Source organism: Gulosibacter sediminis (assembly GCF_023370115.1).
GTDB classification, from domain to species: Bacteria; Actinomycetota; Actinomycetes; order Actinomycetales; family Microbacteriaceae; genus Gulosibacter; species Gulosibacter sediminis_A.
The window spans coordinates 71,254-85,030 of record NZ_CP097160.1; the positions used below are offsets into that span (position 1 = coordinate 71,254).

Sequence of the window (13,777 nt, forward strand, 5' to 3'; positions counted from 1 at the left end):
CCGAAGGTGCTGGTGGTGACGAACTCTTCGCAGTCGGGGCCGCGGCGTCTGGGCGAATGGCTCGCCGAGGCCGGGCTCGAGGTCGACGAGCGCATCGGCGAGGAGGGATTACCGGTGGAGCTCGACGGCTACGACGGGCTGGTGCTGCTGGGCGGCGGGCTCATGCCCGATGCCGACGACGAGGCACCGTGGCTGCCAACGGAGCGCGCGCTCACCGCATCCGCGCTTGAGCGCGAGGTGCCGACGCTCGGCATCTGCCTCGGCGGGCAGGTGATTGCGAAGGTCGCTGGCGGCGAGGTGCGCGCCGAGTACGGCACGCCCGAAAGCGGCGCCGTGCTCATCGAGACGACGCCCGAGGGCCGCGCCGACCCGGTGCTCGGGGTGCTCGGCGAGGGCGCGCACATGATTGAGAACCACGTCGACCAGATCACGCAGCTGCCACCGACCGCGGTGCATCTCGCCGCATCCGTCGATGTCGCGAACCAAGCCTTTCGGGTTGGTTCGCGCATGTGGGGCCTGCAGTTTCACCCCGAAGTCGGTGCCGAGCGCGTCGCGAGCTGGGATGAGTCGGCGCTCGGACGAAAGGGCTTCGACAAGGCTGCGCTCGCGGCGGCGGCGATGGCCGTGAACGACGAGAACATCGACGCATCCCGTCGGCTCGTCGGCGCCTTCGCGCAGCAGGTGCACGCCTATGCGGAGGCGGCACGATGACGAAACACGTGGTCGTCGTCGGCGGCGGGCTCATCGGGCTCTGCACCAGTTACTGGCTACTGCGGGCCGGGCACCGCGTGACGATCGTCGAGCGCAGCCACCTCGGGGCCGGCGCCGCGACCGGGAACGCGGGCGAGCTGACGCCGCAGATGGTCGCGCCCCTTGCCTCGAGCAACACCGCGCGCGACATCGTGTCGGGTCTGTTCTCGACGAACTCGTACCTCTCTATTGCGCCGCTCAAGCTGCCGCAGCTCGCGGGCTTCGGCCTCGGCTTCCTCGCCTCCTCGCTGCCGCGGCAGCGGGCGAAGGGCGATGCGGCCCTCGCGCAGTTCCTGCCGCACATGCTGCCGAGTCTCGAGGCGATGGCCGAGGACGGCGTCGACACCTCGGGTGGCGGCAGCGGCTACCTCATGACCGCGCGCGATGAGCCGACGCTGCTTGCCGCCCACGCGCTCTATGCCGACCGCGCCACTCGTGGCTGGGCCGAGGCGCCGGGTGAGCCGCTTTCGGGTGCCTCGCTGCGCGCCGCCGAGCCCGCGCTCACTCCCGAGACTGAGTACGGCTTCATGCTGCCCGGCGAGTTCTCACTTGACCCCGTGACGTTCGTCGCGAGCCTCATCGCACGCGTCGAGGAGCTCGGGGCCGAGGTGCGCACGGGCCTCGAGGCCGAGCGGCTCGGCTCGGGCGCATCCGTCATCAGCCGAGACGAGGATGCGCGCGAGGTCGAGGTGCGCGGCGACCGCGTCGTACTCGCCTCGGGAGCCTGGACCACCGGGCTGCTGCGCCGCTCGGGCATCTTCTGCGCCGCATCCGTCACCGCGGGGAAGGGGTACAGCTTCACGGTGCCGGTCGAGCGGATGCCCGCGACGCTCGTGCACTCGATGGACCTCCACTGCGTCGCGATTCCGATGCACGGGCGCCTGCGCATCGTCGGCATGATGGAGTTCGACGGCATGCCTGAGCGCACGAACGTCGACCGCTTCGACGTGCTCGCTGGCTTCGCCTCGCAGGTGATCGCGGGCGCCGACTGGGATGCCCGCACCGACGAATGGATGGGCCCGCGTCCGATGACCTCAGACGGCCTGCCGCTGCTCGGGCGGCTGCCGGGCCGCGATGAGGTGATCGTCGCGGCGGGCCACAATATGCACGGGCTGTCGCTCGGGCCGCTCACGGGGCAGATCGTGACCGACCTCGTGGCTGGGCGCGAGCCGGGGGTCGACGGGTGGCCGTTTGACCTGGGGCCGTTCGCGGTGCAGCGCCTGCTCTAGTCGGCGGGGTGCCAGAGCTTGACCGCGGCGTCGCGCTCGTAGGCCTTGCCGTCGGGGAAGCTGACGAGTTCGAACTGCATGCCCCACGGGCTGCGGAAGTACACCCAGCGCTGCCCGGCGGCGGCCTCGGCGCTCGCGACGGGCTCGCCCATCACCTCGATGTGTTCTGCGCGCAGGTAGGCGACGGCGGCGTCGAGGTCGTCGACGTAGATCGCGAGGTGGTGGCCGCCGATGTCGCTGTTGCTCGGCTGTGGGCGCTGCCCGTCGGCGGCGTCGTACTTGAATAGCTCGATATTGCTGCCGTTGCCGAGCCGAATGAAGCGGATCTCCTCGATCGCCGTGCGCGGGTGCACGCCGATCTGCCGCTGCATCCAGTCGTCGTCGGAGCGCTTGCCGCCGAGCGAGTAGATGAGCGTGCCGCCGAGGATGCGGACGAAGAAGTCTTCGGCCTCGTCGAGATCGGGCACGGTGATGCCGATGTGGTCGGTGCCGTGCATGCCAGGAAGCGCCATTGGTAGTCCTTTCTGGATCTAACTCTAGCGAGATTGGCGGCAAAAACGTGGAAAACTGTCCCAAAATGTCGTTATTGCGCCTAGATTGGATTCAATCTAGGGTGGTGGTGTTACACGCAACCCGGCAAACCGCCGATCAATGGAGATACAGATGCCGCGTCGTCGCCAATTAGAAACCAACGTCCCGTGGGTGCAACTCAGCACCACCGCGGCCGACTGGAAGCGGGCCGACCCCAAGCTGCTCGGCACGATGCTGAGCCAGCTCCACCTCATCCGCGCCTTCGAAGAAAAGGTGCTTGAACTCGCGGGAGAGGGCCTCGTGCACGGCCCCGCGCACTCGAGCATTGGCCAGGAAGGCGGTGCGGTCGGCTCGATCGTCGGCATGCGCTCGGCGGATGGGGTGAGCGGCTCGCACCGCGGGCACCACCAATTTCTCGCCAAGGCCCTGACGCATGTGTCGGGCGGCGAGATCGACCCGCGCGAGCTCGTGTCGGGGGAGGTGCGCACCGTGTTGCAGCGCACGCTCGCCGAGATTCTCGGGCTGGCGCAGGGCTACTGCCGCGGTCGTGGCGGCTCGATGCACCTGCAGTGGTTCGAGGCAGGCGCGCTCGGCACGAACGCGATCGTCGGCGGCGGCGCCCCGTTTGCCGCGGGCAACGCGTTCGCGCAGAAGCGCGCGGGCACGAGCGATGTCACCGTGAACTATTTCGGCGACGGCGCGAGCCAGATCGGTTCGATTCTCGAAACAATGAACCTCGCCGCGGCGTGGGAGCTGCCGGTTGGCTTCTTCATCGAGAACAACCTGTATGGTGTCTCGACGCACGTGTCGGAGATCACGAAGGACACCCGGTTGTCGATCCGTGGCCAGGGCTTTTCAGTGCCCGGCTGGCGCGTCGACGGCATGGATCCGCTCGCCGTGCACCTCGCGATGGAGGAGGCGATCGAGCACATGCGCGCGGGCAACGGCCCCGTCGTGGTCGAGGCCGAGGTCTACCGCTTCTTCCACCAGAATGGCCCGTACCCGGGCAGCGCGTTCGGCTACCGCAGCAAGGATGAGGAGCGCGAGTGGCGCGAGCGCGACCCGCTGACGAAGGTCGCGCGCGAGATGATCGCGCTCGGCTTGATTACCGACGCCGAGGTTGAGCGGGTGCGCGCGGATGCGCAGGCCGCGATGAACGACGTGGCGGCCGAGCTGATCGAAGCCGACCCCGACAAGCCCGGCCGCAACCGCATCCGCCCCGAGCTTTGGCCCGAGACCGACTTCGTGAATGTTGGCGTGCGCGGCGACGCGAGCGAGCTCGATGGGCTGACCGTTGCCGAGACCGAGTCGCACGCCGGCGCGTGGCGCGACGTGAAGTTTGTCGACGCCGTGGCGCAGACCATGGAGCGGCGGATGGAGCAGGACGAGCGCATCATCGTGCTCGGCGAGGACGTGCACCGGCTCAGCGGCGGCACGAACGGCGCGACGAAGGGGCTCGCGAAGCGCTGGCCCGAGCGCGTGCTCGGTACCCCGATTTCGGAGAATGCGTTCGCCGGTCTCGGCGGCGGCGCGGCGCTCGATGGGCGGCTGCGCCCCGTGGTCGAGTTCATGTATCCCGACTTCATGTGGGTCGCCGCTGACCAGGTGTTTAACCAGATCGGCAAGGCGCGGCACATGTTTGGTGGCGACTCGGCGATGCCGCTGGTACTGCGTACCAAGGTCGCGATGGGCTCGGGCTACGGCTCGCAGCACCTCATGGACCCGGCGGGCATTTTTGCGACCTCGCCCGGTTGGCGCATCGTCGCCCCGTCGAGTGCCGCAGATTACGTCGGACTCATGAACGCCGCGCTTGCGCTCGAGGACCCGGTGCTCGTCATTGAGCACGTTGACCTGTATGCGAAGGCCGACCGCGTGCCCGAGGGCGACCTGGATTACATCCTGCCGCCGGGTCGCGCCGCCGTGCGCCGCTCGGGCGCCGACGTGACCGTGGTCAGCTACCTCTCGATGGTCGATCACTCGCTCGAGGCGATCGAGCAGACCGGCATCGATGGCGAGCTCATCGACCTGCGCTGGCTCGACCGCGCCTCGATCGACTGGGACACGATCGGCGAGAGCGTGCGCAAGACCAACGCCGTGCTGATCGTTGAGCAGGGCAGCGAGGGCACCTCGTATGGTGGCTGGCTCGCCGATGAGATTCAGCGACGGTTCTTTGACTACCTCGACCAGCCCGTGCAGCGCGTCACCGGCCAGGAGGCGAGCCCGAGCATCTCGAAGGTGCTCGAGCGCGCCGCGATCGCGAGGACCGAGGAGGTCGTCGCCGGCCTCGAACGCGTCCGCGCCGGATTCGGAGGGACCAACTAATGCCCGTGCTCATTCGCATGCCTGAGATCTCCGCCGGCACCGAGTCGGCTGCAATTGCCGGCTGGATGGTGTCGGTCGGCGACACGCTCGCCCCCGACGACGCGATCGCTGACATCGAGACCGACAAAGCCACCATCGAATACGCCGTCGAAGAGGGCGGCACCGTCGCGGGCTTCCTCGCCGAGATCGGCGACACCGTCGCGGTCGGCACCCCCATCGCCGTGCTGGCCGGCGACGGCGAGTCCGCAGCGGATGCGCTCGCGGCGGCTGGCAGCGGCGCCGACGCCGGTAACACCGCGGCTGGATCCGCAAACGCCAGGGCTTCTGTTGACGACTCTGTGACTGACACCACAGTTCCCGCAGTTGCTACAGCGACTGCAGCATCTCCGGAGGCCTCGTGCGCGGCAGAAACAAGCTGCTCGACTGGTGACGGGTCGCGAGGAGAGACGGCACCTTCGGTCGCTGACCCGGGCGACCACATCCGCCGCTTCGCGAGCCCGATTGCGCGCCGTCTCGCGCGCGAACGCGGCCTCGACATCGCAGCGATTACCGGCACTGGTCCCGGCGGTCGTATCGTTCGCCGTGATGTCGAAGGGGCGTTGGATTCGGCTCAGGCGTCGACGGCGGCAGCTCCTGTTGCGGCTGGTCCTGCAGCAACCGCACCCGCGGCAGCGTCTGTGTCTGCGCCCGAGCGCGAAGGCGTCACGCGCATCCCGCACACCGGCATGCGGCGTGCGATCGCGCGCCGGCTTACCGAGAGCAAGACGACGGTGCCGCACTATTACCTCAAGGCCGACGTGCGGGTCGATGCCCTGCTCGAACTGCGCAAGCAGGTGAACGCCGCGAACTCCGAGACGAAGATCTCGGTGAACGACTTCATCATGAAGGCCGTCGCGGGGGCACTCGTTGAGGTACCGGAGGCGAATGCGATCTGGACGGACGACGCCACCGAGCGCTTCGACTCGGTCGACATCGCGGTCGCGGTCTCGATCGATGCCGGCCTGCTCACGCCCGTCGTGCGCGGCGTCGAGCAGCTGAGTATCAGCGCCTTGAGTGGAACGATCCGCGAACTCGCGGATCGCGCTCGCGACGGCAAGCTGCGCCAGCACGAGCTCGAGGGTGGCAGCTTCTCGGTGTCGAACCTCGGCATGTACGGCGTCGAAGAGTTCGCGGCGATCATCAACCCCCCGCACTCGGGCATCCTCGCCGTGGGCACTGCCTCGCCGCGCCCCGTGGTGACCGACTCCGGAATCGAGTCGGCCACCGTCATGACCGTCACCCTCTCGGCCGACCACCGCGTTATGGATGGTGCCCTCGCCGCCACCTGGCTCGCCGCCTTCAAGCGCCGAGTCGAGAACCCGCTGACGCTGCTCGTATAGGCCGTCGGCACGCCATACCCGCCCACGGACTCCATCTGCGTCCGTGGGCGGGTTTGGCGTTGGCTTGCTGCAGTGCTCGTCTGTTCAGCCAGCGGTCGTCGCCCATGTCGGTAGGCAGAGTTCTCCCCGATCAGAAGGGTGCGGGATCGACGGCGGGGTCGTAGACGAGTCCATCGACGGGTTTGAAGATCGGCCCGGGTGGTTCGGGCCGGGTGATGAAGATGTCGCCGGTTGGTGAGGTCCATTCGAGGACGCCGCCGCCGAGGTGCCGCACTCTCCACGGGTGTTGATGTTTCTGGGTGTGATGTCGGCGGCACAGGTGCGCTTGGTTATCGACGTTCGTCGCGCCGCCAGCGGCCCAGGGCACTGTGTGGTCGAGGTCGCTGCGGTGCGCGGGGCGGCGGCAGCCGGGGAACCGGCAGGTGTGGTCGCGCGCTTGCAAGAACTTCCGCATTTGCGGAGTCGCGGTGCGGGTATCGACGGTGAGCACGTGCCCGGTGATCGGGTCGGTGAGGATGCGGTCGAAGCAGGTCACGGTGCCCGCGATTTGGCGGGCTTCGAAGGCGCTGATGGGTTCCATCCCGTCGATGGTCGCGATATCGCGCGGCGCATCTGGGTCGAGCAGCGTGGTGATCGGGACGATGATGCTCACCGTCGCCTGCACGCGGGGTTTCCCCTTCGCGACGGATTCGAGGATGCTTTGCGGCGTCGAGGTGAGGAGCGTCTCGATGAACACATCGGCGCGGAGTTGTGCGACGGTGCGCGGATCGTCAATGAACGCGGCATCCTCCGGGGAGAGTTCCTCCCCGGCTGCTTGCGCCTCGCGAACGCGGGCGCGGTACGCTTTGGCGTCATCGTGGTGGTCGTCGCGCAGTTGGGTGGCTTGTTTGCTGAGCAGGTCGTAGCCCGCGTGTGCGGCGACGGTGGGGATGGTCGCGGAGAGGATCGACATGCCGTCGTCGAGGTCTTGGATGGTGACGGTGCGGTCTTGGTAGGCACGTTCGAACGCGGTTTCGAAGTCGGCGGAGTTGAGGCGTGCCGCGAGTTTCTTGGCGTAGGTGTCGGTCTGCCCTGGCGTGTGCTTCGCCGCGTAGTCGAGGACCTTCGTGCCGTAGTCATCGCGTCGGTCGTCGTTGACCTTATTCGCGTAGCGCAGCAGCGCGGTGGCGTGGCGGAGGGTGACGGTGCCGTCGTCGAGCGCGGTCATCCAGGCAGGGAAGGCGGTGGTGAGGTGGTGGGCGTCGTGGGCGCGGTTGGCGAGGGTGAGGTCGCTGTCGTTGGTGCGGATGCCGGCGGTGCCGACGATGGATCGGAGGTGGGAGTGGAGGCGGTGTTCGTCGGAGATGAGGTGCGCGCCCGCGGTAGTGTCGCGGCGGGTGTGTTCGGCGGCGATGTCGTAGGCGACCGCCAGCATGCGGATCTCGCCGACGTCGGCGTGGCGGCGCTGCTGGTTGTAGTCGAGATAACCGGTGGTGAAACGCCTGGTGCGTTCGGTGAGGTCGTCGTATTCGGGGTCGGGGGTGGTGCCATCGGGTCGGTGCCGGGTGGATGCCATGGGTGTCACCTCCTCAAAACTGTTCGTCAGCATGCCGGGTCTGGTGGAGCTCTTCGTTGTTGCCTTGGAGACGCACGAGCGGCCCAAAACGTGAACCCGGGTGCGAGTTTTTTTGTTGGGATTTTCCTGACCACGAGGGTGTGGTTAAGGACGAGTCGGCGACGGAATTCAGGGGGATTGCTGGGGGACTGGTTCCACTTCACCACGAGCCACCGACATGGCCAGTGGTGCGGGAAATCGGGGGAGTTCGGGGTCTGGTTCTACTTGATCACGAGCCACCGACATAGGTCGGCAGCACGGCAGCTCAGCGGCCAGACTGGCCCGCACCAACCCGCTCGAACGACTCCGCGGCCCGTGCCCCCGCGACCGCGAGCCAGCGCTCGGTGTCGTGCATCGCCGCATCCGCGCCGCCGGCCAGCTCAGTGAGCGACCAGGCCTCGACCTCGCCCGTCGCGCGGCGCTGGTGCAGCGCATCCGGGGCCACGCGGCCGGCGATCACACCCGCGGGCACGCCCGCCGCGTCGGCCATGCCGAACACGATTGACGGCACCTTGCCCGCGAGCGACTGCGTGTCGAAGCTGCCCTCGCCGGTCAGCACGAAATCGGCGCCGGCGATGACCTCGGCGAGGCCGATCGTTCGCGCGATTTCGACGGCACCGGGGCGGATGCGCGCCCCGAGGGCGAGCAGGCCGAAGCCCGTTCCGCCGGCGGCGCCCGCGCCCGGCGTCTCCGGGTCGGCGTCAAGCAGTTCCGCGAGGCGCGCGAGGCCCGCGTCGAAGCGAGCGATGTCCTCTGGCGCTGCGCCCTTCTGCGGTCCAAACACGGCGGCGGCACCCGTGGGGCCCAGCAGCGGGCTCTCGACATCGGTGAGGGCCAGGAGTTCGGCCGGCAGCTCGGCGCAGCCACTCAGGTCGAGCGATGCGAGCTCGTGCAGCCCGGCGTTTCCGGGCGAAACCTCGCGACCCTCAGCATCCATCGCCCGGGCCCCGAGGGCGAGCAGGGCCCCGAGCCCGCCATCGGTCGAAGCGCTACTGCCGAGGCCGACCAACACGCGCCGGGCGCCGTGAGACACGGCGAAGCGAATCGCCTCGCCGAGCCCATACGTCGACGCCGAGGCGGCCGTCGCCCGCGTCACCTCGGGGAGATAGGCGATGCCGCTCGTCTCGGCGAGCTCGACGACCCAGGTGTCGTCGACCAGCCGCAGCACCTGCGCGTCGACCGGCTCGCCGAGGGGCCCGCACACGCGCATCCGCTCGATCACGCCACACTCGCTCGCCGAGGCCATCGCCTCGATCGTGCCCTCGCCGCCGTCGGCCATCGGGGCCGCGACGCAGTCGTCATCGGGCCGCACCGACCGCCAGCCCCGTACTATGGCGGCAGCCACATCGGCAGCGGGGCAGGTGCCCTTGAACGAGTCGGGGCAGATGACGATGCGACGATGCATGCGTCAAGGTTAGCCGGAAAGCCGTTTCCCGCTAGAATCAACTGCGACTACGACGAACATTCGGAGGGACACATGGCGGCAGCGAAGCAGCCGGTGACGCTCGGGGATGTCGCTCGTGAGGCGGGCGTCTCGATCGCGACCGCCTCGCGCGCGATCAACGGCAGCACCCGGCGCGTGAACGAAGACATCCGCGCGCGCGTGCAGGAAACGGCAGACCGCCTCGGCTATCTGCCGAACCTCTCGGCGCAGTCGGTCGCGAAGGGCGCCTCGTCGACGATCGCGGTCGTCGTGAGCGACATCGCGGACCCGTACTTCAGCGCGATCGCGGCCGGCGTCATGCGCGGCGCGGCCGAAGAAGGCCTGGTCGTGACAGTTGCGACGGCCCACCACGACACCGGTTCCGAGGTCGAGATTGTGCGCACGCTGCGCACGCAGCGGCCGAAGGCGATCATTCTCACCGGCTCGCGTACGACGGATGCGGTGAGCCAGTCGGCGCTCGACCAGCACCTCAGCGACTACATCGCGACCGGCGGCAAGGTCGTGCTCATCTCGCAGCACCACCCGCCGTTCGACGTCGTCGAGCTCTCGAACCGCCAGGGGGCGAAGGACCTCGCGCTCGCGCTCGTGAAGCTCGGCGGCACGAGGTTCGGCATCGTGTCGGGCCCGCGCCGCCTCGTCACGAACGTCGACCGCGTCGAGGGGTTCATCGAGGGACTCGCCGAGGCGGGCATCGAGTTCGGCGGCGACCACCACGTCGAGGCCGAGTTCAGCCGCGACGGCGGCTACGCCGGCGCCCGCAAGCTACTCTCGCGCATGCCCGACGTCGACACTATCTTCGCGACGAGTGATGTCATGGCGATCGGCGCCATGACGGCCCTGCGCGACCTCGGCAAACTGCCGGGCCGCGATGTTTCGGTCGCCGGCTTCGACGACATCGACACCGCCCGCGACGTCACGCCGACCCTCACCACGGTCGTCGTGCCGCTCGACGACATGGGCTATCGCGCCGTCAAGGTCGCGATGCAGGACGACCCCGGGCGGGCCCCCGTCGCCCTCGCGGCGAATACGTCGGTCGTGATCCGCGAGAGCACGCCCGCCCGCGGCGCCTAGCCGCGCGTCCGCAAGCCCGTCCCAACCCGCCCCAAAACCGGCCTCCGCCCACCCGCGGAGGCCGTTGTTGCATCCACCGCTTGCTCGGGTAAGCGCTTTCCCATAGGATTGCCACAACCTCAACGACGAGGTCTCGCATGAGAGGACCGACATGACTCAGAACACGATTGGCATCATCGTCAACGGTGCGACCGGCCGCATGGGCTACCGCCAGCACCTCGTTCGTTCGCTGCTCGCGCTGCGCGACGAAGGCGGCTTCCCGCTTTCCGACGGCTCGCGCCAGCCGATCGAGCTCTACCTCGTGGCCCGCAACGCCGAGAAGCTCCGCGAGGTCGCCGAGAAGCACGGCGTCGAGAAATACACGACCGACCTCGACGAGGCGCTCGCCGACCCCGACTTCCCGATCTACTTCGACGCGCTCGTCACGCAGCTGCGCGTGCCGGCGATCCGCAAGGCGATCGCCGCCGGCAAGGCGATCTACACCGAGAAGCCCACCGCCGAGAGCTACGCCGAGGCCGTCGCGCTCGCCGACGAGGCCGAGGCCGCCGGCGTCAAGAACGGCGTCGTGCACGACAAGCTCTACCTGCCAGGCCTGCTCAAGCTCAAGCGCCTCATCGACAGCGGCTTCTTCGGAGAGATCCTCTCGGTGCGCGGCGAGTTCGGCTACTGGGTCTTCGAAGGCGACTGGCAGCCAGCCCAGCGCCCGAGCTGGAACTACCGCAGCGAAGACGGCGGCGGCATCATCGTCGACATGTTCCCGCACTGGAACTACGTCATCGAGAACCTCTTCGGCAAGATCTCTTCGGTCTACACCGAGAAGCGCACGCACATCCCGACCCGCGTCGACGAGCACGGCGAGTCCTACACCGCCACCGCCGACGATGCCGCCTACGCGATCTTCGACCTCGAAGACGGCCCCATCGTGCAGTTCAACTCGAGCTGGACGGTGCGCGTGAACCGCGACGAGCTCGTCGAGCTGCACGTCGACGGCACGCACGGCAGCGCCGTCGTCGGCCTCTTCGGCGCGAAGGTGCAGCCACGCAACGCGACCCCGAAGCCCACCTGGAACCCCGACCTGCCCGACGCGAACGACTACCAGTCGAACTGGGTTGAGGTGCCGCAGAACGACGCCGTCGAGAACGGCTTCAAGCTGCAGTGGATCGAGTTCCTCCGCTACGTCGTCGGCGACGGCGAGCACCACTACGACTTCCGCTCGGGCGCCGCGGGCATGCTGCTCGCCGAGGCAGCCCTCGAGTCGGATGCGCAGGGTCGTCGCGTGAGCCTGCAGGAGTTCGCGCTCGGCAACGCCGTCGACCGCGCCGCAGAGCAGGTGGACGCCTAATGACCGCGACGCAGACGCTCGGCGCGAGCCGCGCATCCACCGACATCACGCTGCAGCTGCTCGACGCCGACGGCACGACCCGCGCCACCGAGCTGCTCGCGGCGCCGGCGTTCGCGAAGCCGACCGGCCCGCTGCGCTCGCGCACGCTTTACGCGGCCGCGCACGTGATCCCGAAGGTGCACGCCGAGAACGTGCCCGGCGCCCCGGCCGACATCGACTGGGATGCGACGCTCGACTACCGCCGCCAGATCTTCTCGTGGGGCCTCGGCGTCGCGGATGCGATGGACACCGCCCAGCGCAACATGGGGCTCGACGCGGCCGCGACCCGCGAGCTCATCGCGAAGTCGGCCGAGTGCGCGCGCGAGGCGGGCGGCTCGGTCGCGGTCGGCGTGAACACCGATGGCCGCGCCGAGGAGCAGCTCTCGCTGCAGGAAATCGAGACGGCCTACCTTGAGCAGCTCGCATTCGCCCAGGAGCAGGGCGTCACGCCCGTGCTCATGTCGAGCCGCCACCTCGCCCGCGCGGCGACGTCAGCCGCCGACTACCTGCGCGTCTACGACCGCGTGCTGCGTGAGGCGTCGAGCAAGGTGATTATCCACTGGCTCGGCACGGCGTTCGATCCGCAGCTCGAGGGCTACTTCGGCTATCGCGACTGGCGCACCGCCGCCGACTACCTGCTCGAGATCGTCGACAGCCACGCCGCGAAGATCGCCGGCATCAAGATGAGCCTGCTCGACGCCGACGCCGAGCGGTATGTGCGCGGGCAGCTGCCCGAGGACGTCACGATGTTCACGGGCGACGACTTCAACTACGTCGAGCTCATCCGCGCCGACGAGGCGGGCGAGTACTCCGATGCGCTGCTCGGCGCGTTCAGCGTGCTCGCGCCGAATGCCTCGGCGGCCGTGCAGGCGCTCGACGCGGGCGACGTCGAGGGCTTCACGCGCATCCTCGAACCCACGCAGGAGCTCTCGCGCCAGGTGTTCGCGGCGCCGACCTTCTATTACAAGACCGGCGTCGCCTTCATGAGCTGGCTCAACGGTCACCAGCCCGCCTTCAAGATGGTCGGCGGCCTGCACTCGGCGCGCAGCCTGCCGCACCTCTCGCGCATCGTCGAGTTGGCGAACGCGTCGGGCGCGCTCGAGCGCCCCGAGTTCGCGGCCGAGCGCTGGCACTCGATGCTGCGCCTCGACGGCGTGCTCGACGCGGGAGAGGTGCGCGCATGACCCCGCACGCGCGCTTCTCGCTGAACCAGGCGACGATCAAGTACGCGAACCTGCGCGAGGCGCTCGACCTCTGCGTCGCGCAGGGCGTGCAGAGCATCGGCCTCTGGCGCGAGCCTGTCAACGAGGTGGGCCTTGCCGAGTCGGCGAAGCTGCTGGCCGACTCGGGCCTGCGCTTCTCGAGCCACTGCCGCTCGGGCTTTCTCACCGACCCGGATGACGCCGCCTGGCGCGTCTCGCTTGACGAGAACCGCCGCGCGATTGAAGAGACGGCCACGCTCGCGGCCGCGGGCGCCCCGGGCTCGGCGGCGGTGCTCGTCGTGGTCGCCGGTGGGATTCCCGAGGGCGGCACGATCGCGGATGCGCGGGCTCGCTTCGCCGAGGGCATCGCGACCCTCGCGCCCGAGGCCCAGGCCGCCGGCGTGACCCTCGCGCTCGAGGCCCTGCACCCGATGTTCGCGTCGGACCGCTGCGTGCTTTCGACGCTCGGCCAGGCGCTCGACATTGCGGATGCGATCGGTAGCCCCGCGGTCGGCGCGGTTGTCGACTCGTTCCATGTGTGGTGGGACCCGGATGTTGCGGCGCAGGTCGCGCGCGCCGGTGCGGCCGGCCAGATCGCGACCTACCAGGTGTGCGACTGGAAGACGCCGCTGCCCGCGGATGTGCTGCTGAGCCGCCACCTGCCCGGCGACGGCGTCATCGACTTCGCCTCGCTCACCGAGGCCGTCAACGCCGCCGGCTACGCGGGCGACGTTGAGGTCGAGGTGTTTAACGGAGAGCTTTGGGACACCCCGTACGCCGAGGCGCTCGAAGCGACCTGGACCAAGTTCAACGCCGCCGTCGGCGTGCACCTCGCCGAGGTCGTGCCGGCCTAGCCAGCGCACCACGAAGTGGC

At 69.0% G+C, this 13,777-nt stretch carries 11 protein-coding genes; 8 read left to right on the forward strand and 3 right to left on the reverse strand.

Annotation, left to right across the window (positions count from 1 at the left end):
* Positions 1–15: 15 nt before the first annotated feature.
* Positions 16–711 carry a type 1 glutamine amidotransferase gene (locus tag M3M28_RS00340; RefSeq protein WP_249386879.1) on the forward strand — a complete coding sequence of 232 codons (696 nt, stop codon included), beginning with the start codon at positions 16–18 and terminating at the stop codon, positions 709–711.
* A complete protein-coding gene (locus M3M28_RS00345; protein WP_249386880.1) occupies positions 708–1,979 on the forward strand; it encodes an NAD(P)/FAD-dependent oxidoreductase in 1,272 nt (423 codons plus the stop codon). The genes M3M28_RS00340 and M3M28_RS00345 overlap by 4 nt, the downstream gene beginning before the upstream one ends.
* On the opposite strand, the gene M3M28_RS00350 is transcribed toward M3M28_RS00345, so the two are convergent.
* Complete coding sequence (locus M3M28_RS00350; RefSeq protein WP_249386881.1) at positions 1,976–2,491, reverse strand: VOC family protein; 516 nt, start codon at positions 2,489–2,491, stop codon at positions 1,976–1,978. The two genes, M3M28_RS00345 and M3M28_RS00350, sit on opposite strands and share 4 nt — an antisense overlap.
* Before the next feature lie 151 nt (positions 2,492–2,642).
* On the opposite strand from M3M28_RS00350, the gene M3M28_RS00355 reads away from it, so the two are divergent.
* Together M3M28_RS00355 and M3M28_RS00360 are read left to right on the forward strand one after the other, a co-directional pair.
* Positions 2,643–4,832: an alpha-ketoacid dehydrogenase subunit alpha/beta gene (locus tag M3M28_RS00355; protein WP_249386882.1), complete on the forward strand. Its 2,190-nt coding sequence runs from the start codon at positions 2,643–2,645 to the stop codon at positions 4,830–4,832.
* Entirely contained in the window at positions 4,832–6,211 is a 1,380-nt protein-coding gene (locus M3M28_RS00360; protein WP_249386883.1) for a dihydrolipoamide acetyltransferase family protein, read from the forward strand. Before M3M28_RS00355 ends, M3M28_RS00360 begins: the two co-directional genes overlap by 1 nt.
* Before the next feature lie 130 nt (positions 6,212–6,341).
* On the opposite strand, the gene M3M28_RS00365 is transcribed toward M3M28_RS00360, so the two are convergent.
* Both M3M28_RS00365 and M3M28_RS00370 read right to left on the reverse strand, forming a co-directional pair.
* On the reverse strand, positions 6,342–7,766 hold the full coding sequence (locus tag M3M28_RS00365) for an HNH endonuclease signature motif containing protein (protein WP_249386884.1): 1,425 nt from the start codon (positions 7,764–7,766) through the stop codon (positions 6,342–6,344).
* 304 nt (positions 7,767–8,070) lie between these two features.
* A complete protein-coding gene (locus M3M28_RS00370; RefSeq protein WP_249386885.1) occupies positions 8,071–9,210 on the reverse strand; it encodes a glycerate kinase in 1,140 nt (379 codons plus the stop codon).
* 72 nt (positions 9,211–9,282) lie between these two features.
* On the opposite strand from M3M28_RS00370, the gene M3M28_RS00375 reads away from it, so the two are divergent.
* From M3M28_RS00375 to M3M28_RS00390, 4 genes are all read left to right on the forward strand, one after another.
* On the forward strand, positions 9,283–10,320 hold the full coding sequence (locus tag M3M28_RS00375; RefSeq protein WP_249386886.1) for a LacI family DNA-binding transcriptional regulator: 1,038 nt from the start codon (positions 9,283–9,285) through the stop codon (positions 10,318–10,320).
* A 151-nt stretch (positions 10,321–10,471) separates the two neighbouring features.
* A complete protein-coding gene (locus M3M28_RS00380; RefSeq protein ID WP_249386887.1) occupies positions 10,472–11,662 on the forward strand; it encodes a Gfo/Idh/MocA family protein in 1,191 nt (396 codons plus the stop codon).
* Positions 11,662–12,885, forward strand: a complete 1,224-nt coding sequence (locus M3M28_RS00385; RefSeq protein ID WP_249386888.1) for a dihydrodipicolinate synthase family protein — start codon at positions 11,662–11,664, stop codon at positions 12,883–12,885. Before M3M28_RS00380 ends, M3M28_RS00385 begins: the two co-directional genes overlap by 1 nt.
* Positions 12,882–13,757 carry a sugar phosphate isomerase/epimerase family protein gene (locus tag M3M28_RS00390; protein WP_249386889.1) on the forward strand — a complete coding sequence of 292 codons (876 nt, stop codon included), beginning with the start codon at positions 12,882–12,884 and terminating at the stop codon, positions 13,755–13,757. The genes M3M28_RS00385 and M3M28_RS00390 overlap by 4 nt, the downstream gene beginning before the upstream one ends.
* The last annotated feature ends 20 nt before the right edge of the window (positions 13,758–13,777 follow it).

Bases quoted from the DNA above. Each gene is read 5' to 3' on its own strand.
- M3M28_RS00345 (WP_249386880.1), top strand. From the start codon at position 708: ATGACGAAACACGTGGTCGTCGTCGGCGGCGGGCTCATCGGGCTCTGC.
- M3M28_RS00350 (WP_249386881.1), bottom strand. From the start codon at position 2,491: ATGGCGCTTCCTGGCATGCACGGCACCGACCACATCGGCATCACCGTG.
- M3M28_RS00355 (WP_249386882.1), top strand. From the start codon at position 2,643: ATGCCGCGTCGTCGCCAATTAGAAACCAACGTCCCGTGGGTGCAACTC.
- M3M28_RS00360 (WP_249386883.1), top strand. From the start codon at position 4,832: ATGCCCGTGCTCATTCGCATGCCTGAGATCTCCGCCGGCACCGAGTCG.
- M3M28_RS00365 (WP_249386884.1), bottom strand. From the start codon at position 7,766: ATGGCATCCACCCGGCACCGACCCGATGGCACCACCCCCGACCCCGAA.
- M3M28_RS00370 (WP_249386885.1), bottom strand. From the start codon at position 9,210: ATGCATCGTCGCATCGTCATCTGCCCCGACTCGTTCAAGGGCACCTGC.
- M3M28_RS00375 (WP_249386886.1), top strand. From the start codon at position 9,283: ATGGCGGCAGCGAAGCAGCCGGTGACGCTCGGGGATGTCGCTCGTGAG.
- M3M28_RS00380 (WP_249386887.1), top strand. From the start codon at position 10,472: ATGACTCAGAACACGATTGGCATCATCGTCAACGGTGCGACCGGCCGC.
- M3M28_RS00385 (WP_249386888.1), top strand. From the start codon at position 11,662: ATGACCGCGACGCAGACGCTCGGCGCGAGCCGCGCATCCACCGACATC.
- M3M28_RS00390 (WP_249386889.1), top strand. From the start codon at position 12,882: ATGACCCCGCACGCGCGCTTCTCGCTGAACCAGGCGACGATCAAGTAC.